Origin of the sequence: Microbacterium lacus (assembly GCF_002812805.1) — a bacterium.
Taxonomy (GTDB): Bacteria; Actinomycetota; Actinomycetes; order Actinomycetales; family Microbacteriaceae; genus Microbacterium; species Microbacterium lacus_A.
Genome location: NZ_NMUM01000015.1, coordinates 1 through 17,472, shown reverse-complemented (window position 1 = coordinate 17,472; position 17,472 = coordinate 1). Strand labels below are relative to the sequence as shown.

Sequence of the window (17,472 nt, the reverse complement as noted above, 5' to 3'; positions counted from 1 at the left end):
GACCGGAGCTGACAGGTTTGCCGCTGCGATCACGCTCTCCCATTCCGCAGCCCAGTCTGTATCGAGCGCGCTCTTTCTGAGTACCCAGGTCTCCTCAGGCTGATTGACGCTTCGGTGTAGGTGCACCACGGAATGTGAAGCAAGGTTCGCGTGTTCGTCAGGACCTTCCACGAATGTGATGTTCGTGCTGTTGCCCAGGGCGGTTACGGCGTGTTGGAAGGCCAGGTCGTAGTTCAGAGTGATCACATGCCGAATCGCGCCTTCGATGAGCAAGGCGGCAGCTATGAGGTGCCCCGAGTTTGGGGCGGCCGTCCGCCAAGCGTCCTTCGGTAGGCGACTCGTCAGTTCAGCCTGCGATCCGTACTTGTCGTACAGCAGATCAGCTAGAACCGAGAGGTCGTCGGGATCTGTACACTCTCCGTCGTTCAGAACGCCATCTGCAACAAGTCGCCGGTGGGCTTCGCGGGAGTAATGCGCACCACTCGCAAAGCCGGTCGGCTTCTCCATCGAGACCCCGGCACCAACAACGAGTACCACGCGGCTGCCTGCTGCGTCTGTGATGCGTTGAAGGATCTCCGCGGGGAAAGCTGCCGGTTCCGTTGACGACTGGCTCTGGTCGGCTTCTGGCAACACGTCCTCCTCATCGGTGAGAGCTTTCACGTCTACCGATGAGGTCAGCCGTGGTGATCACATAACCCCCACTCTACTAACTCCACCTCCTCAAGCCGAAGAAGCTCGGCGAGCCTCGTGAGGGCGTCTGCCTCGCGCCCGAATCAGACCTCTCTCCTCGACCACTGCGTTCCGGACCGTCTTCTCATCGACGCCAAGCCGTTCAGCGACCTCCCGTAACGTGAGACCTTCTGCGTATAGGGAAGCAGCACGAGCGCGGCCGGTAAGACTGAGCCCAGACGCCCTGAGCCGCGCTCCCTCCTTGGTGACGAGCGTGGGGACTGTCCCGCGATGTACTGCATACTTCGCGGCTATCATTCGAACTGGCATCCCCGCTTCATAGTCCGCGACCAACTCGGCCCGCTGTTCCGGGGTCAACCGTGTTTGAGACTTCGCCGGATTCTTCACGACTACGCCTCGCGAATCGTGCCTCTCCGGGGTTCGACTCCGCGGTCCACGTCGCTCAGACCCCCTGAGAACACGTCGAATCAACGTTTTGAGTGCCGGCCTCGTGTTTGAGAACCGCTTGGGAAGGTCCACCACATCAGACCATGGAGTCGCGCCACTGACGCCCGCGTCGCCCGCAGACAGGACTCCCCAAAAAGTGTTGTCGGCATCGCGACTGATCTCGACGCGCGTGCGCAGTTCGTTGAGACGCGCGTTAGTCCCCCGGGTCTCGCGGCACACCCTCCGCGGATGTGGAGCGCCGATAGATCGCGAGCGCCACAGAACACAGGCCGAGCGCGGCGAAGAACTGCGGGGCGGTCGAGCTGCCACCGAACTTGATCCAGCCGAGCACACCGAATGGCACACCGAGGGTGCTGTCGGGACCATACATCCCCAGGTTGCTGAGCAGCATCGCCCACACAATGAGACCGATCGCTGCAACAGTGAAGCCGCCGATCCCCCGCGCTCGCTGAACATGACCGAGGCGAGATGACCAGAGGAAGACGACGGCGAACACTGCAAGGCTCAGAACGGCACCGGCAAGCCACGGCAACCAGGGGTACCCAGGGTCGGTAATCGCGACAACTTCATTGGTCAGAATCGAGAAACGCGCGCCGTCTTCGATGCCTGCCGCCTGCACTCCGAGAATGCCCATCAACAAGGTGTAGAGAACCGCCGTCGCAGCTCCGACCATCGCTGCCAACAGTGCTCTCATCTCGAGGGTCCCGTCTCTTGTCTTCGAGGAGGCGCGTCTACGGGTGAGTCAGCCATGGTACCCAACACACTGATACTCCGGTTCAGCCGGGGAACCGAGTCCGACGGTCCCGGCGCACTCATCGGCACGATCCCGCGTGTAACGTGCGGCCCATGTCCGGACACTCCACAGTATGAGCAGCGGTACTCGCGAGCTCGGCCCTATCCTCGTCCCTCGTATGCTGCCTGGGTCACTGCTTCGACTGCAGACCCGGAGATGAGGGGGCTGACGTCGAGACTCGGGTCGACGGTGCCGGATGCGGCGAGCATCTCGGCGACTGTCTGCCAGGAATCGAGCCTCAACTCGCCAGGGCGGTGCCCCTCCGCCGGGGTGATCACCTTCACCAACTCGTCGACGAGAGCTTCGGCTACGGCCCGATTCTCACAGGCCTCCGGCGCGGTGGTGCAGACCACCTCGAGGGCCCCGTCAGGGTCCTCGATGGTGAAGTACAAGGCGTTGACCCAGCCGCTGGCGATCGCCTTCGCTGCCGCGAGCCCGTCTGCGGTAGCAAGCACCTCCTCGGTGGTGATCAAGCACGCACCGGGGACGTTCGCGTACTTCTCCGGGGTGATGTCCACCCATTCGATACCTTCGGCTGCGAGAACGGCGAAGTCTGGGAAGCTGGAGGCGTAGGCCTGGATCGTGCCGTCCTGGAGAGCGGTGAGCGACTGCGGCCCGGCCCCGCCGACCGGCACCAGTGTGATGCTCTCGTTCGGCACCAGCCCCGCCTCGGCGATCGCGGAGTTGACGAGCTCGTACTCCCCGCCGCCAGTTTCGGTGAACCCGAGGGCCTTGCCCTCCAGCTCGCTGATCTCGGTGACACCGGAGTCCGCGGTAGCCGCGACGCGGTAGATGTTGCTGACCTGGTGGCAGAACAGGGCGCGGACATCGTCCCTCTTGCTGAAGGCGACGACGGCGTCCGCGGCGCTCATAAGAGCGAAGTCGGTGTTGCCGGCGACCAGCTGCTGGCTCAGATATCCAGATCCGTCGGCGACACTGTAGGTGACCTCGATGCCGGCGTCCTTGAACATGCCTTTCTCCTGAGCGACGGTCAACGGCGCGGTGGCGGGGAGTGCGGGCGGGTAGGGCAGCAGGATCTCTGCGGACAGCGGCGCATTGCTCGACGTGTCAGCGGGACCGTCGCCGCCCGCGCAGGATGTCAGCGTCAGTGCGGCGAGCGCGGCGGCCGCAACGACGAGGGTGCGAGGTGATTGCATTGTCGATTCCTCCATTGGATTCGGGTACTGCACTGTGGGCGCGCCGGTCGGCGCTGGGTGGTTAGTCTCGGGCCCAGGTGATCAGGCGTCGTTCAACGAGCTCGATGAGTCCGTACAGGGCGAGTCCGATCGCGGATAGGAAGACGACGACGGCGAAGGCCATTGCGACCTCGAGTTGGAAGTTGAGCTCCTTAATGAGTACGCCCAGGCCTTCGGATGCTCCGACGAACTCGGCGACGATGGCGCCGAGCAGTGCGAGGGTGAGAGCGGTCTTCACTCCTGCGAAGGCGATGGCTGCGGCGCTGGGCATGGTGAGGCGGAAGAATGTCTGCGACTTCGTGGCGCCGAGGGAGCGGAACAGGGTCTTCGCGTTGTCGTCGACGGCGGCGATGCCTGCGACGGTGTTGATGACGACCGGGAAGAAGCAGATCAGCGCCGCCATGACGACTTTGGAGGTGATCCCGAACCCGAACCAGGTCAGCAGCAGCGGGGCGAGGGCGATACGGGGCATGTTCTGGAACGCGACGATGAATGGCCAGAACGCCGTCCGGAACGAGCGGAACGTGCCGGTGACCGCGCCGATGATGAGTCCGCCGCCAGCGCCGATGAGGAAGCCTAGAAGGGTTTCCTCCAGCGTCACCCAGGTGGCTTCCCAAAAGTACCCCTGGACGACGAGTTCGGCGAAGGCTGCGGCGATCGCCGACGGGGGCGGTAGCGTCACGGGGTTGAGAACGCCGGCGATGCTCATCGCTTGCCAGATGAGGAGGAAGACAACGAGGACCATCACGGGCAGAACGACCCGCACCCAAGGGCGCTTCAGGAATGGGGTCGTCTGTGCGGGAGCGGGTTGCCTTGTTACAGACGCGGGCTCGACAGCGGTGCTCACAGGTTGTACTCCTCGGTCTTCTCGAGCGCAAGCGCTTCACGGACCTGATTGCTGATCTCCTGGAATCGCGCCGTCGAGACCATGTCTGCGCGACGCGGACGTTCCAGATCCACAGTGATGTCGCCGACGACGTGGCCGGGGTTCGCGCCGAGGGTGATGATCCTGTCGGCCATCAGCACCGCCTCGGAGATGCTGTGCGTGACGAGGATCGTCGTCTTGCCCAGTTGGTCGGCCATCTGCGCGACCTCAATGTTGAGGTGCTCGCGCTTAAACTCGTCGAGCGCGGAGAACGGCTCATCCATGAGCATGACGCCCGGGTCCAGAGCGAGTGCACGCGCGAGAGCCACCCGCTGCTGCATGCCTCCAGAGAGCTCCCAGGTGTGCATCGCGGATGCATGGTCGAGGCCCACCATCTCCAGCAGTGAATGCACGCGCGAGCTAGCCTGCTGCCCGGTGCGCCGGGCGATCGCGAACGGCAGGCCGACATTTCCTGCGACGTCCAACCACGGCATCAGCACCGACTGCTGCAGCATGAACCCGATATCCCGCCGACCCTCACGTGGCGCCTGGTCGCCGATCCTCACCGCACCGTCCTCGTACCCGACGAGACCCGCGATGATCTTCAGCAGGGTGGACTTGCCACAGCCGGAAGGTCCGACGAGGGCGACGAACTGACCCGCCGGAATCTCGAGCGTGATCTCGCGAAGCACCGGCAGGGTTCCGGATGCCGTCTGGTACGTCTTCGAGACCGATGTGAGAGAGATCGGCTCCCCGAGCACGGTTGGTCGAGTGTCGGTGAGTGTCATCGACGTTGGTTTCCTTACTTCATTGCTTCCGGGCCTGCAGGCGCGCACAAACTCGCACCCGCTCACCCGCGAAGGCATGGTGGGCTGGTAGGCCCTGGCGTAGCTTTTGGGTTACCCCGCGCTGACCGCCAGGTTGCGCAGATCGGCGACCGCCTCCGGTGAGAGCACGGGGGTGGCGTAATCGAAGAACGCCGGGGGGTAGTCAGTGATGGTGGGGCTCCTTTGCCTCGGTGGGGTTGTCGCGCCGAAAAAAGGATGTCAGCAGCGCGTTGAACTCGTCGCGCCGTTCGATCTGCGTCCAATGCCCGCACTCCCCGAAGACATGCAGCTCGACGTGCGCGAGCCTGTCCAGGAGCGTGAGCGAGGTCTGCAACGGGATCACACGGTCATCGCGGCCGTGAATGAGCAACGTCTGCGCCTCGATACGCTTCAGTTGCTCCTCGGTCGCCGCCATCGCGTCGATCCACCGCTGTCGCGGTGCGGGGAACATCCGCGCGAACCTCTCGGCAGCGCCGTTCTGGATGCTGCTCTCGTAGCGCTGCTTTGCAAGCCCTTCGGAGATCAACCCGCGATCGTACGCAAACAGGTTCAGGATCCGGGACATGGCGTCCACCGACGGCTCGTACCCCCACCCGGCGTCGAGAGCTTCAGTGAGCTCGAACGGCACACCGACAGAACCCATCAGCACAAGCCGGCGGACACGCTCAGGATGCTCCGCAGCCAGCTGAATTGCGACGGCACCACCGAAGGAGTTGCCAACGATATCCGCGCGGGCCACACCAAGGCGGTCCAAAACACCGACCGCGTGCGCCACCCAACTGCTGAGCGCATACTCGTGGTCATCCGGCGGGATCGTCCCGCCGAAACCGATCATGTCCGGAGCGATCGCGCGGAAACCGGCAGACGCGAGAGCGGGGAGAGTCCCGGCCCAGTTCGCAAGGGCGCTGACGCCCGGGCCGGACCCGTGGATCAGGAGCACCGGGTCGCCGACGCCGGCCTCGGCGATCGCCGTCGGCTGCTCGGCGACATCGACGATGTGCTGCCGTGTCTCATTCATGCGCGATCTCCGGTTGCCATGAGTGTTCTCCTTTGAACTCCGACACCTATGAGGGTGGTGACCTCGATACTCCTCGAGTTCACATCGGCCTCACAGCAGGTGCTCCCGGTGAGCGGGACGGCAATCGTCGCCCCGTCCCGCTCCCGTCAAGGCCACCCTCCGGGCCCGGTGCGGGTTGAGTGCGGCGAGCTCGGCCACGACATACCCGCCCATCGAGTTTCCGACGAACGCGGCCCGCTCGACGTCGAGACGTCCGAGCAAATGGTCGATGATCCGGGCAGCGCTGACGAAGTAGAGCTGGGTCATTGGTGGTAGGTCCGAATCCCCGAAGCTGGGCGAGTCGTGCGCGATGACATGGAGCTCTACCGCCCAGGACGGGAAGGCTATGCCGGAAGTTGCTCCACGCCGAAACTCCCGGCCCCGACCCGTGGAGCAGCACAAGTACGAGTCCCTTCACCCGCCTCGAGATGGGCGACTCTTATCCCGCCAACCACGGCGGAGCGATGCGTGTTCTCTCTGGTCAGTGTGAGAACCCCCAACCTGAACAACCTCCACGTGCACCCGCGAACCAGCCACCCACTCGCTACACCCACAACCGCGAAGAGCAACTACAGTCAGAGATATGAACGCGATCCCCGCTGATCCAGTTCGTGCCCGTGCGGAGTTGCGCGCCTTCAACAGAACCGTCACCGAACGCATCGGCGTGCTCGAGGACCAATACCTCGGCCGCGGACGCTCGCTGGCGCTGGACCGGTTGCTGTGGGAGATCGGCGCAGACGGCGCGGACGTGCTGGAACTCCGCGAGCGACTCGGACTGGATTCGGGCTACCTCAGCCGCATGCTCCGAGCCCTCGAGCACGAAGGACTCGTCGTGACCGGCGCATCCGGTGTCGACAGCCGCGTGCGTCGCACGGAGATCACGGCTGCCGGACGCGCCGAGATCAGCATGCTGGATCGTCTGTCGGACGATCTCGCCGACGCAATCCTCGAGCCGCTCACGCCGAACCAGCAAAGCGAGCTGCTCGCGGCCGCGGCGACAACGCGCCGGCTGCTGACCGCCTCGGCTATCGAGATCGCGCCCGCCGACCCTGACAGTGCGGCAGCCCGCCGCGCGATCGCGCAGTACTATGCCGTGCTGACGGAGCGTTTCGAGCTCGGTTTTGATCCCGCTACGACACGGCCCGCCTCCGCAGACGACCTGAGACCTCCCGCGGGTCGCTTTCTGATCGCAACCCTCAAGGGCACCGTCGTCGGCTGCGTCGGCGTCAAACTCCACCCCGACGGCGCCGGCGAGATCAAGCGGCTCTGGGTCGCCCCCGAAGCACGCGGCATGGGCCTTGGCAGGCGCCTGCTCACCGCGATCGAGGATGCCGCGCGGCAAGGCGGGTCGACCATCGTGCGCCTCGACACCAACCGTTCGCTGACCGACGCGATCCAGCTGTATCGCACCGCGGGCTATTCCGAGATCCCTTCCTTCAACGACGAACCCTACGCGCATCACGGGTTCCAGAAGCACCTCACCGAGGGGCCTCCCGACCCACCCGTATCCTACGGACGCGTGGGGTTCATCGGTCTCGGACTCATGGGAACGCCCATGGCACGTCGGCTCGTGAATGCAGGCATTCCGTTAACGGCATGGACCCGCTCTCCGGCGGTTCTCGAGGCCCTCGCGTATGCCGGCGCCACCCCCACCGCATCCGCCGGCGAGGTGTTCGCGACATCCGACACGGTGATCATGATGCTCCGCAACGCGGCTGCCATCAACGCCGTGCTCCGCGATGACAGCGGCTCGATCCGGAGCTTCGTGGCCGGACGCACCGTCGTCAACACCGGCACGATCGCCCCGGCAGACTCGCGACGGCTCGCCGAGGAGATCACCAGCGCGGGCGGTACCTACGTCGAATCGCCGGTCTCGGGCTCTCGCGTGCCGGCCGAGACCGGGACCCTCGTGGGCATGATCGCCGGGCCGCCGGATGCTGTTGAGCGGGTACTGCCGCTCCTCGAACCCCTCTGTTCGCGCGTCGAGGTCTGCGGTGACGTCCCTGCGGCGCTGACAATGAAACTCAGCACCAACGTCTTCCTCATCTCGGTGCTCGCGGGTCTGGCGGAGTCCTTCCATTTCGCTGGCGCCCAGCAGATGGACCTGACACTGCTTCGCAGCATCCTCGACGCCGGCCAGATGGCCTCGCCGCTGTCGCGTGTGAAGACCGACAAACTCGTCCGCGACGACATGACCGCGCAGTCCTCGATCGCTGACGTGCACATGAACGCCGAACTCATCCGTGAGGCGGCTACCGCCGCGGGGATCGCGTTACCAGTGATCGAAACGTGCGCGCGACTGTTCGCCGACTGCGCCGAATCCGGTGACAGCGGTCTGGATGCCGTCGCGATCGTGCGGACCCTCGCCGCCCTCTCACGCTGAGAAGGACGACTGCTTACGGCGCGGCCTCGACGAGCCGAACCGACAGCAACCGGTCGTCATCGCCGGAGGGAGTCCCGCGCCCATCGGTGTTGTTCGTCAGCAACAGCAGTTCGGCACCGTCGATCGCGGCATCGCGGATGCGGCCGAACTCCCCGATCCACAGCGGCCGAGGATCGCTGATCAGGCCGTCAGGCCCGACATCCAACATCCATCGGCGTCGATTCGAAGGATCTTGCCCGACAGCGAACCGAGGTCCTGGGGCGCGTCACGATTGCCGGCGTCACCCGTCACAACATACAGATACCCGTCGGGACCGAACGCGATACGTCCACCGTTATGGCTGTTCGCCTTCGGGATGCCCTCGAGGATGAACGCAACGGCCATTGCGGGCGCTTGCACCCACTGGGCCCGCATCACCGCACCGTGCCGGTAGGCCTCGCGGTGATGCCAAGCCACTTCGACCAGCAGTCGGCGGGGGTGGGTGTTGCCGGTCTTCGTGATCGATCCCTGCACCTGAGACTGACCGCACGAGTACTCCGACGGCACGAGCTCGAGGAACGCGCCGATGGTCGACCCGGTGAACCTGTCCCAGTCGCCGATCTCGACCGCCAATGGGAACGCAGTCAACGTCGAGATGCCCCGCAGGCATCCCAGACGTGTGACGGCGTTCGCGTATTCGCTGGTCGCGGCATCTGTTCGATCGCGGCCGCGACCACACTCCGCCCGTGCACATCCAGCCCGATACTTATACGCTGAGAACTCAGCTGGGACCTCCACTCGCCTGTCGGATAGGCCAGCCCCCATCGGGCTGGCAGCCCACGCTTACGCGAATCGAGGCCCCAGTCTCAAGTGGACCGAAAGCTCACATCGTCTAGCGGTCCCCTGATGACCTACGTGGCCTGTGATTGGAGGGTAAGGGCGATATCGGTGAGCATGTCCTCTTGACCTCCGACGAGCTTGCGGCGACCCGCCTCGATCAATATCTCGCGGGCATCGACACCGTAGATCGCAGCGGCGTTCTCGGCGTGTCGAAGGAAACTGCCGTAGACCCCGGTGAACCCGATGGTGAGCGTCTCGCGGTCGACACGGACCGGACGGTCCTGGAGTGGTCGCACGAGGTCGTCCGCGGCGTCCTGCAGGAGAAACATGTTGCAGCCCGTGTCCCAGCCGAGGAGGTCGGTGACCGCTATGAGCGCTTCCAGGGGCGTGTTCCCTGCGGCGGCGCCGAGTCCTGCCAGCGAGGCATCGACCCGGTAGGCGCCTTCCTCCACGGCAGCCAGCGAGTTGGCGACGGCAAGCGAAAGGTTCTCGTGCGCGTGGATGCCGATCTGTGTGGCCGGATCGAGTGTGTCACGGTACGCGCGGATGCGTGCGCGCACGCCTTCTGTGGTGAGGTGGCCGCTGGAGTCGGTGACGTAGACGCAATGGGCACCGTATGATTCCATGAGCTTCGCCTGCCGAGCGAGCTCGTCCGGTGGCGCAGAGTGGGCCATCATCAGGAAACCGGCGACGTCCATGCCGAGTTCTCGGGCTGTGGCGATATGCTGGGCCGAGACGTCGGCCTCCGTGCAGTGCGTCGCGACCCGCACTGAGCGCACCCCGAGGTCGTAAGCACGGCGCAACTCGGCGATGGTCCCCACCCCCGGGAGCAGCAGCGTGGTGAGAACGGCGTGCTTCGTCTTCTCAGCGGCTGCCTCGATCCACTCCCAGTCGGTATTGCTGCCCGGACCCCAGTTGAGGCTTGCGCCGGCGAGTCCGTCGCCGTGCGTGACTTCGATCGCGGCGACGCCCGCGCGGTCGAGAGCTTCGACGATCTTGCCCACCAGCGCGGGCTTGATGCGGTGGCGCAATGCGTGCATGCCGTCGCGGAGGGTGACGTCCTGGACGTAGATCTTCGTGGTCATCGGGCCGCTACCTTTGTGCGCTCAGCGAGACGCTCCGCCACCCGGGTGGCCGCGGAGGTCATGATGTCAAGGTTCCCGGCGTATGCGGGGAGGTAGTGCGCGGCACCCTCGACCTCGAGGAACACCGTCACTCTCGTGTCGACCGGTGCGTGATCGTCAGGAAGGAGGATCTCGACGTCGGCCGGGTCTACGGGCGTGAACTGGATGTCCTGCGCCAGCCGGTACCCCGGCACATAAGTCGCCACGTCCGCGATCATGTCGGTGATCGATCGGCGCACGGCATCCTCGTCGGCGTTCCCGATCAGCGCGTAGACGGTATCACGCATGATCAAGGGCGGGTCTGCGGGGTTGAGGATGACGATGGCCTTGCCCCGCCCGGCACCGCCGACCTGTTCGATCGCGCGCGCGGTGGTCACGGTGAACTCGTCGATGTTCTCCCGGGTTCCCGGACCGGCGGAGCGAGAGGACACGGATGCGACGATCTCCGCGTACGGCACGGGCGCGATCCGTGAGATGGCTGCGACGATCGGGATGGTCGCCTGCCCGCCGCAGGTGACCATGTTGATGTTCGGGGCGTCGAGATGCATCTCGAGGTTAACGGGCGGGATGACGAAGGGGCCGATCGCAGCCGGGGTCAAATCGATCAGCCGCACATCGTACGGGGCAAGCAGCTGCGCGTTCGCGATGTGCGCGGCTGCGCTGGTGGCGTCCATCACGATCTGCACCCCGTCAAACTCCGGCATCTCGATCAGCCCCGCCACACCTTCGGCCGTGGTGGGCACCCCGAGCCTACGGGCGCGGGCCAGACCGTCTGACTCAGGATCGATGCCGACCACCGCGGCGACGCGCAGGCTCCCCGACCCGCGGATGATCTTGAACATCAGATCGGTTCCGATGTTTCCGGAGCCGACGATCGCGACCCCGATTGGTTCTGTCATTGGTTCACCTTTCCTGAGAACGATACGCTGATGGTGCCAAGTGGCTCGATGTGCGCGACGAACCGGTCACCCGGGTCGGCGGCAACCACGGGCCCGAGCGCGCCGGAGAGGACGAGGTCGCCGGCACGCAGCGGCTCCCCGAACTCGATCGCGGTGCCCGCCAGCCAAGCGAGCGCGTTCAGCGGATCCCCCAGGCAGTCTCGGCCCGCGCCGGAGGAGACCAGGGCGTCGCGGCGGGTCATGGACATCTCGACGTCGAGAGGTTCGACCTCATCCAGCGACACGCCATGCCGTCCGATCACGAACACTCCCGAAGACGCATTGTCGGCAACCGTGTCGGTGATCCCGATCCGCCAGTCGGCGATACGGCTGTCAACGATCTCCAGCGCCGGGTAGGCGAGCTCGACTGCAGCTCGAACTGCTCCGGTGTCGTCGGCATTCAGAATATCCGAGCCGAGAAGGAACGCCACCTCGGCTTCCACCTTGGGCTGCAGCAGACGAGCGAAGGGTATCTCGGTACCGTCGTCGTAGAGCATGTCATCGAACAGCACCCCGAAGTCCGGACGGTCGACGCCAATCTGCGCCTGCACGGCGGCGGAGGTGAGACCGATCTTGCGACCGATGAGCCGCGCGCCGCCGGCGAGCCGCCGCTGGGTGAGCATCTGCTGCACCGCGTAGGCCGCAGCGATATCGGTCGGTCCCAGGATGTCGGCGACTGGGGCGCAGGGAGTTCTTGTCACCGACGCCTGTTCGAGCCGGTCTGCGGCGGCAACCAGCTGCGTGTGATCTCCCACTGGACCGTCCTTCTCGCGTTGTATCAGTTTGAACCCGTGACACCATGATGGTCGGGACGACACGTGAGCGAGCGCTGCACGTCCGGTCAGTGGGACATCTATTTCAGCGTTCGCTCACAGTGGGCCGCCCGCTTCAGTCGGCCCGGACGGTGCGGGAGTCGTCGACTTCCATTTTGATGGGTATATCGCCGGGCGTACTCGGTTGGGGGTAGGTAGCCGGGCAAGGAGTGCAGGCGATGGTGGTTGTATTCGTTCTTCCAATCGCCGATCACGACTTGCGCGTTTAGCAGGGAGTAGCGGCTGTTGACGTTCGGGCACTCGTCGCGGATCCGACTGATGAATGACTCGACGTACCGGTTGCGCCACGGCGAGCCCCGTGGGATGTAGGAAAGCCCGGTGCGGGTGCCGGCCCAGTCAGCCATCGTGTCGCTTGCGAACTCCGGCCCGTCGTCCGGGCTGAGCACCGCCGGGGCGCTGCGGACGGCGACGAGGTCCGAGACTGTCTGATTTCTGGCGTGTGGGGTCCGGCCTGATCCGAAAGGATACGGCCGTGGCTGACATGACCGATGTGTTGGATGACGCGATGATCCATCTTGTGACGGGGAGATCATCGATCAGAAGGTCCTTGCTGAGCGGTTGCTCGCTCAGGCGAAAGAGCAGGGCGTGAGCCTGGTCGGCCCGGGAGGGCTGCTGAAACAGCTCACGGAGAATGTCCTCGAGACGACGTTGAACGCGGAACTGACCGAGCATCTCGAGCACCAGCATGGTGGGACGCCTGCCGGGTCGACCATGCGCAACGGGACCCGAACGAAGACGGTGCTCACCGAGATCGGGCCGGGGGAGATCGAGGTTCCACAGGGATCGTGACGGGTTGTTCGAACCGGTGATCGTGCCCAAACGCAAGCGACGCGTCGATGGGGTCGGCCAGATTGTGCTGTCGCTGACCGCGCGTGGCCTCACGATCGTGGAGGTCGCCGCGCACTTCGATGAGGTCTATGGGGCGAAGGTCTCCAAGGACACGATCAGTCGGATCACGCAGAAGGTGGCCGGTGAGCTCGAGGAATGGTCTTCTCGACCGCTGGATCCGATCTACCCGGTGGTCTTCGTTGACATGATCGTCGTGAAGGTCCGTGACGGGCAGGTCCGGGACACCCCGTTTTGCGTCGTCATGGGCGTCACCGTGCACGGGGAACGGGACATCCTCGGGATCTGGGCTGGCGACGGTGGTGAGGGTGCGAGGTTCTGGTTGCAGGTGTTCGCCGAGCTAAAGAACCGGGGCGTCGAGGACGTGCTCATCGCGGTCTGCGACGGGCTGCAGGGACTGCCGGAGGCGATCAACACGACCTGGGAGCGGGCGGTCGTGCAGCAGTGCATCGTGCACCTGATCCGCAACTCGTTCCGTTACGCCCGAAGGCAGCACCGCGACGCGATCGTCCGCTCGCTCAAGCCCGTCTACACGGCCCCGTCCGAGGCTGCAGCGAAGAGACAGATCAACGCCCGCTACCGGCGCGCGGTCTGCGCCCGTGGGCACTTCCCGAACGAGGCCGCAGCGCTGAAATGTCTCTACCTCGTGACCCGGTCACTTGACCCCACCGGGGGCGGGGAGGCACGCTGCGCGATCAGGTGGAAGCCCGCGCTCAACACGTTCGCGATCACCCTCGCCGAACGGTTCGACAGGACCAATCACTAAAAACCGCCGGACCCCACACACCGTTCATCGGACAGGCGCTGGAGGTCGCCACCGGGAAGGTCGCCGACCGCTGCTACGACCGGCACGGGAAGTCGGAGTTCCTCGACTTCATGAAGCGCGTCGCCCGCGCCTACCCGGGACAGCGGCTGGGTGTGGTGGCCGATAACCACCACACCCACAAGCAGGTCGACGTGAAGGAAATGGCTGGCGAAGAACCCGAGGATCAGCATGCATTTCACCCCGACCTCGGGGTCATGGCTGAACCTCGTCGAGATGTTCTTCGGGATCATCACCCGGCAAGCGATCCGCCGCGAATCGTTCGACACCGTCAAGGAACTCATCGCCGCGATCACCGCGTTCATCGCCGGCTGGAACGACCGCTGCCACCCCTTCACCTGGACCAAAACCGCCGACGAGATCCTGCCCCACGCCACCCGTCAACGAGATTCAGACGCACGCCAGGCGGGACGCAGCTGTGGCTCGCTGAGCTTCGGGGGGCTGGCGGAGGCGAGTCGTCGGGTGATCTCTGCAGCGGTCCACATGACGCGGTGCTTCAGCTCGTCGACGCGGACGCCTCTCGCCGGTCCGCACACGCTGACCGCGGCGATCGCATACCCATCCTCCAGAATCGGGGCGGCGACGCAGGCGACGCCCACGGCGGCCTCCGAGTTGTCGGTGGCATAGCCTCGGTCTCGAATCCTCAACATCTCGGCCTCGAACTTGTCGGGGTCGACGATGGTCGCCGAGGTGCGGCGGTCCAGGCCATGCTGCAGGTGGTGGTCGATCATGGCCCTCGGCGAGAGGGCCAACAGCGCCTTGCCGACGGCTGCAGCGTGGGCGGGGAATCGACCGCCCACACGAGACGGGAGGGTGCCGGCGAAGGGGCCACCGATCTTCTCGAGATAGACGACATCGAATTCGTCCAACGCGCCTAGGTGCACGACGTGCTTGGTCGTCGCGCAGAGCTCGTGGATGATCGGCCGCGCGACGTCCGTCACCCGCGTCCGTTCCGCGACATGACTGCCCAGTTCGAACATGCGGATCCCGAGGGAATACTCGCCGCCGTCGCGGCGCAGCCAGCGTGCGTCAACGAGCTGTTGGAGGATCCGGTGAACCGAGGAGCGGGGAAGGCCTGTTCGGATGGTGATCTGGCCGAGCGTAAGCCTCCCGGCGGATCGTTCGAACACCCCCAGGATCTGAACGACACGACTGACCATGCTTGAAGCGTCGTCGGACATCAGCCACCTCCATTGGTTGCCGCACGGTGCGAGGGAACTCCCTCGCACCGTATTGAAACACACCTTCCCGCTGGGCGGGAAGAATGAGTGCGTCCAGGGCGGCTGCGCCCTGGCCCCAAACCACAAACGGGTTCACGTCTATCCCGGCGATCAGGGTGGCGTTCGCCGCAGCGAATCCCGACAGCGCGATCAGCGCGGACGCGACCGCGTCTGTCTCGCGTCAAGTAGTTGGCAGGTTTTCTTCAGTTTCGAAGTTGGGGATGGTGGGGTCGGCGGTGCCGGCGTAGACGTCGGCGAGGCGGTTCCAGGCGATCGCCTCGTGCGGTCGGACGTAGTTGTAGTCATAACGGTATAGGCATTCACTGTCTAGCAGGGGCTTCCGGTAGCACGGACGCGGTGATCGGATAGCGTTCCGCGCCCGCGCGGCCGGGGTCAGCTGGTGGTCTCGGTGTGGGTGAACCGGCCTGGGATCGTCGGAGGGCGGTGTTAGGCCGCGGCGGGCTCGTCGTGGCCTTGGGGTAGAGCGTAGTTCAGCTGTTCGAACTCGGCGGGCGGGATGTCTCCAATCGAGGACACCAGCGGCGTCGCTGTGGTCGTCATCACCCGCCAGCCCAGAATGCGGCGGGAGAACACGTCGGTGATGAACGACACGTAGCAGAAGCCCGCGGTTGTCCACACGTAGATGAACTCCGCGACAGACATTGCCGAATGCTAGCTCAGGCGAGGGTGAAGACAACCTCGACCTCGACGGGGCTGTCCAGCGGCAGCACCGGAACACCGACGGCTGAGCGCGCGTGGCGGCCCGCGTCACCGAAGACCTCGCCGAGCAGTTCGCTCGCACCATTGATGACGCCCGGCTGCCCGGTGAACTCGGGAACGGATGCGACAAAGCCGGTCACCTTGAGCACGCCGGTGAGCTTGTCCACGCCGCCCGCGGCAGCCGCCGCGGCAGCGATCGCGTTGAGCGCCGACTGTCGCGCGTAGGATGCGGCATCCGCCGCCGGAACGAGCCCGTGGCCGTCACCGACCTTGCCGGTGGCGGGCAGCGCACCCGAAACGAACGGAAGCTGACCGGCCGTGTAGACGAGGTCGCCGTGAACCTTCGCGGGGATGTAAGCCGCGACAGGAGGAGCGATCTGGGGAAGGTCGATGCCGAGCTCTGCAAGGCGGGCGGAAACGCTCATCGGGTCACTCTCCAAACTGCTGGGCGGCAACGGCTGCCGCATCGAGGCCGGCGTTGGCTGCTCCACCGCCGGTGGGACGCTTGAAGTATCCGACGAGCCCGCCCTCGGGGCCCGGGACGACCTGCACGAGCTCCCACCCCTGCTTGCCCCAGTTGTTGTGGGGTTGACCCCGGATTCCGGACACTGACCAGGCGGGATCCGTGTGTTTGCGGGCCTGTCGGGGAGGATGTCCTTGATGGGCACGAGCAAGAGGAAGACGTATACGCCGGAGTATCGACGTGAGGCCGCGAGGCTGGTGATCGATACGGGCCGGACAGTCGCGGCGGTCGCTCGAGAGATCGGTGTCGGTGAGCAGCTGTTGGGCCGGTGGGTCCACGCGGAACGTGCGCGGACTGGCGGTGGGTCCGAGGCGCCGCTGGATCTGGACGAGCGTGCTGAGCTGGGACGGTTGCGCCGCGAGGTGCAGGAACTCCGGATGGACAACGAGTTCCTGGGAAAAGCGGCGGCCTTCTTCGCATCGAAGCAGAACCCGAGGAGCGGTTCGCTGTGATCGAGGCGGAGAAGGCGCACGAGACGACGCTGACAGTCACGCGGATGTGCCGGCTGCTCGGGGTAGACCGGCGCCGGTTCTACGAGTGGCGAGCCCGGAAGTCCGCCGGCCCGTCGCCGCGGCAGCGGCGGGCAGCTGAGCTGACCGAGCAGATCCGCCGGTTCCATGCCGCGTCTGACGCCACGTACGGGGCTCCGCGGATCCACGCGGACCTGCAGGACGCCGGGGTGGTGGTCTCGCGTAAGACGGTCGCGAAGCTGATGCGCGCCGACGGGATCACCGGGATCAGTCCCCGCACCTGGCATCCGCCGACCACCGTGCGAGGCGATGATCCGTTCCCGGTGCCTGACCTCGTAGAGCGGCGGTTCGACCAGGGCGAGCGTGACCTCGCGTGGTTCTCTGACATCACGTATCTGCATACCGGTGAGGGGTGGGCGTACCTGTGTGTCGTGCGGGATGGTCACACCCGCCGGGTCCTCGGCCGCACCGTCGCAGGGAGTCTGCATACCGACCTCGTCGAGGACGCGCTCCGGCAAGCGGTCTCTCTCCGCGGGCACCTGCCGCGGAAGGTCGTGTTCCACGCGGACAGGGGCACTCAGTACACCAGTGCCCAGCTCGCCGACGCAGCGACCGAGCTCGGGGTGCTCAGATCGATGGGCCGGACCGGGGTGTGTTGGGACAATGCAGCCGCGGAATCGTTCTGGTCCGTGTTCAAGAACGAGTACTACAACCGGCATGTTTTCGCGACGATCGACACCGCCCGACGGGCCGCGTATGTCTGGATCGACGGCTGGTACAACGCCCGCCGACGCCACTCCGGCATCGGCTACATCAGCCCGCTAGAGTACGAACGCCGCCAGCTCGCGCTGGCAGCCTGACCAACCAACCACCTGTCCGGACTTCGGGGTCAGCCTCA

At 65.4% G+C, this 17,472-nt stretch carries 17 protein-coding genes and 6 pseudogenes; 4 read left to right on the top strand and 19 right to left on the bottom strand.

Annotated elements, in window-relative coordinates; genetic code table 11:
* The 8 genes from CGU34_RS04790 to CGU34_RS17500 form a co-directional block, all read right to left on the bottom strand.
* On the bottom strand, positions 1-660 hold a 660-nt coding region (locus tag CGU34_RS04790), incomplete at its 3' end, for a hypothetical protein (protein ID WP_157811224.1).
* Positions 661-720: 60 nt separating this feature from the next.
* Positions 721-987, bottom strand: coding sequence for a helix-turn-helix domain-containing protein (locus CGU34_RS17680; RefSeq protein ID WP_232711533.1), 267 nt, complete (start codon positions 985-987; stop codon positions 721-723).
* A gap of 343 nt (positions 988-1,330) precedes the next feature.
* Positions 1,331-1,771: a hypothetical protein gene (locus tag CGU34_RS04785; protein ID WP_198517684.1), complete on the bottom strand. Its 441-nt coding sequence runs from the start codon at positions 1,769-1,771 to the stop codon at positions 1,331-1,333.
* 260 nt (positions 1,772-2,031) lie between these two features.
* Entirely contained in the window at positions 2,032-3,087 is a 1,056-nt protein-coding gene (locus CGU34_RS04780; protein ID WP_157811232.1) for an ABC transporter substrate-binding protein, read from the bottom strand.
* 61 nt (positions 3,088-3,148) lie between these two features.
* A complete protein-coding gene (locus CGU34_RS04775; protein ID WP_157811231.1) occupies positions 3,149-3,973 on the bottom strand; it encodes an ABC transporter permease in 825 nt (274 codons plus the stop codon).
* Positions 3,970-4,779, bottom strand: coding sequence for an ABC transporter ATP-binding protein (locus CGU34_RS04770; RefSeq protein WP_157811230.1), 810 nt, complete (start codon positions 4,777-4,779; stop codon positions 3,970-3,972). Before CGU34_RS04770 ends, CGU34_RS04775 begins: the two co-directional genes overlap by 4 nt.
* A gap of 202 nt (positions 4,780-4,981) precedes the next feature.
* Complete coding sequence (locus tag CGU34_RS04765) at positions 4,982-5,836, bottom strand: alpha/beta fold hydrolase (RefSeq protein ID WP_100813439.1); 855 nt, start codon at positions 5,834-5,836, stop codon at positions 4,982-4,984.
* Between the two features lie 90 nt (positions 5,837-5,926).
* A complete protein-coding gene (locus tag CGU34_RS17500) occupies positions 5,927-6,277 on the bottom strand; it encodes an alpha/beta fold hydrolase (protein ID WP_100813438.1) in 351 nt (116 codons plus the stop codon).
* 181 nt (positions 6,278-6,458) lie between these two features.
* Between CGU34_RS17500 and CGU34_RS17145 the strand changes: the two genes are divergently transcribed.
* The gene (locus tag CGU34_RS17145; RefSeq protein ID WP_198517683.1) at positions 6,459-8,258 is read left to right on the top strand and encodes a GNAT family N-acetyltransferase; all 1,800 of its coding nucleotides are present in this window, start codon (positions 6,459-6,461) and stop codon (positions 8,256-8,258) included.
* A 13-nt stretch (positions 8,259-8,271) separates the two neighbouring features.
* Here CGU34_RS17145 and CGU34_RS16875 read toward each other — a convergent pair whose 3' ends face one another.
* From CGU34_RS16875 to CGU34_RS04725, 7 genes and pseudogenes are all read right to left on the bottom strand, one after another.
* Complete coding sequence (locus CGU34_RS16875) at positions 8,272-8,466, bottom strand: hypothetical protein (RefSeq protein ID WP_157811229.1); 195 nt, start codon at positions 8,464-8,466, stop codon at positions 8,272-8,274.
* Positions 8,466-8,672: pseudogene (locus tag CGU34_RS17790) on the bottom strand (PQQ-dependent sugar dehydrogenase); the annotation flags it as partial. The pseudogene CGU34_RS17790 and the gene CGU34_RS16875, both read right to left, overlap by 1 nt.
* A gap of 84 nt (positions 8,673-8,756) precedes the next feature.
* A pseudogene (locus CGU34_RS17785) lies at positions 8,757-9,062 on the bottom strand (IS110 family transposase); the annotation flags it as partial.
* 86 nt (positions 9,063-9,148) lie between these two features.
* Positions 9,149-10,162, bottom strand: a complete 1,014-nt coding sequence (gene dmpG / locus CGU34_RS04740; protein WP_100813436.1) for a 4-hydroxy-2-oxovalerate aldolase — start codon at positions 10,160-10,162, stop codon at positions 9,149-9,151.
* Positions 10,159-11,100, bottom strand: a complete 942-nt coding sequence (locus CGU34_RS04735) for an acetaldehyde dehydrogenase (acetylating) (RefSeq protein WP_100813435.1) — start codon at positions 11,098-11,100, stop codon at positions 10,159-10,161. Before CGU34_RS04735 ends, dmpG begins: the two co-directional genes overlap by 4 nt.
* Positions 11,097-11,762: a 2-keto-4-pentenoate hydratase gene (locus CGU34_RS04730; RefSeq protein ID WP_232711542.1), complete on the bottom strand. Its 666-nt coding sequence runs from the start codon at positions 11,760-11,762 to the stop codon at positions 11,097-11,099. Before CGU34_RS04730 ends, CGU34_RS04735 begins: the two co-directional genes overlap by 4 nt.
* Positions 11,763-12,027: 265 nt before the next feature.
* Positions 12,028-12,394 (bottom strand): annotated as a pseudogene (locus CGU34_RS04725) (integrase core domain-containing protein); the annotation flags it as partial.
* 106 nt (positions 12,395-12,500) lie between these two features.
* On the opposite strand from CGU34_RS04725, the pseudogene CGU34_RS04720 reads away from it, so the two are divergent.
* Both CGU34_RS04720 and CGU34_RS04715 read left to right on the top strand, forming a co-directional pair.
* Positions 12,501-13,584, top strand: a pseudogene (locus CGU34_RS04720) (IS256 family transposase).
* Between the two features lie 35 nt (positions 13,585-13,619).
* A pseudogene (locus CGU34_RS04715) lies at positions 13,620-14,043 on the top strand (IS630 family transposase); the annotation flags it as partial.
* On the opposite strand, the gene CGU34_RS04710 reads toward CGU34_RS04715, so the two are convergent.
* From CGU34_RS04710 to CGU34_RS04695, 4 genes and pseudogenes are all read right to left on the bottom strand, one after another.
* Positions 14,022-14,801 (bottom strand): IclR family transcriptional regulator, encoded by a 780-nt coding sequence (locus CGU34_RS04710; RefSeq protein ID WP_232711541.1) that lies wholly within the window; start codon positions 14,799-14,801, stop codon positions 14,022-14,024. The pseudogene CGU34_RS04715 and the gene CGU34_RS04710 sit on opposite strands and share 22 nt — an antisense overlap.
* Before the next feature lie 585 nt (positions 14,802-15,386).
* Positions 15,387-15,518: pseudogene (locus tag CGU34_RS04705) on the bottom strand (IS3 family transposase); the annotation flags it as partial.
* 20 nt (positions 15,519-15,538) lie between these two features.
* The gene (locus CGU34_RS04700; RefSeq protein WP_157811227.1) at positions 15,539-16,006 is read right to left on the bottom strand and encodes a RidA family protein; all 468 of its coding nucleotides are present in this window, start codon (positions 16,004-16,006) and stop codon (positions 15,539-15,541) included.
* Positions 16,007-16,010: 4 nt separating this feature from the next.
* On the bottom strand, positions 16,011-16,190 hold the full coding sequence (locus CGU34_RS04695) for a hypothetical protein (protein ID WP_100813432.1): 180 nt from the start codon (positions 16,188-16,190) through the stop codon (positions 16,011-16,013).
* Positions 16,191-16,241: 51 nt separating this feature from the next.
* On the opposite strand from CGU34_RS04695, the gene CGU34_RS04690 reads away from it, so the two are divergent.
* Positions 16,242-17,434 (top strand): IS3 family transposase gene (locus tag CGU34_RS04690; protein ID WP_100813431.1). Its coding sequence is split into 2 segments (ribosomal slippage): positions 16,242-16,512 and positions 16,512-17,434, totalling 1,194 coding nucleotides; the frame shifts between segments, so codons are not numbered across the junction.
* The last annotated feature ends 38 nt before the right edge of the window (positions 17,435-17,472 follow it).

Bases quoted from the DNA above. Each gene is read 5' to 3' on its own strand.
- CGU34_RS17680 (WP_232711533.1), bottom strand. From the start codon at position 987: ATGATAGCCGCGAAGTATGCAGTACATCGCGGGACAGTCCCCACGCTC.
- CGU34_RS04785 (WP_198517684.1), bottom strand. From the start codon at position 1,771: ATGGGCATTCTCGGAGTGCAGGCGGCAGGCATCGAAGACGGCGCGCGT.
- CGU34_RS04780 (WP_157811232.1), bottom strand. From the start codon at position 3,087: ATGCAATCACCTCGCACCCTCGTCGTTGCGGCCGCCGCGCTCGCCGCA.
- CGU34_RS04770 (WP_157811230.1), bottom strand. From the start codon at position 4,779: ATGACACTCACCGACACTCGACCAACCGTGCTCGGGGAGCCGATCTCT.
- CGU34_RS04765 (WP_100813439.1), bottom strand. From the start codon at position 5,836: ATGAATGAGACACGGCAGCACATCGTCGATGTCGCCGAGCAGCCGACG.
- CGU34_RS17145 (WP_198517683.1), top strand. From the start codon at position 6,459: ATGAACGCGATCCCCGCTGATCCAGTTCGTGCCCGTGCGGAGTTGCGC.
- CGU34_RS16875 (WP_157811229.1), bottom strand. From the start codon at position 8,466: ATGTTGGATGTCGGGCCTGACGGCCTGATCAGCGATCCTCGGCCGCTG.
- dmpG (WP_100813436.1), bottom strand. From the start codon at position 10,162: ATGACCACGAAGATCTACGTCCAGGACGTCACCCTCCGCGACGGCATG.
- CGU34_RS04735 (WP_100813435.1), bottom strand. From the start codon at position 11,100: ATGACAGAACCAATCGGGGTCGCGATCGTCGGCTCCGGAAACATCGGA.
- CGU34_RS04730 (WP_232711542.1), bottom strand. From the start codon at position 11,762: ATGCTCACCCAGCGGCGGCTCGCCGGCGGCGCGCGGCTCATCGGTCGC.
- CGU34_RS04710 (WP_232711541.1), bottom strand. From the start codon at position 14,801: ATGGTCAGTCGTGTCGTTCAGATCCTGGGGGTGTTCGAACGATCCGCC.
- CGU34_RS04700 (WP_157811227.1), bottom strand. From the start codon at position 16,006: ATGAGCGTTTCCGCCCGCCTTGCAGAGCTCGGCATCGACCTTCCCCAG.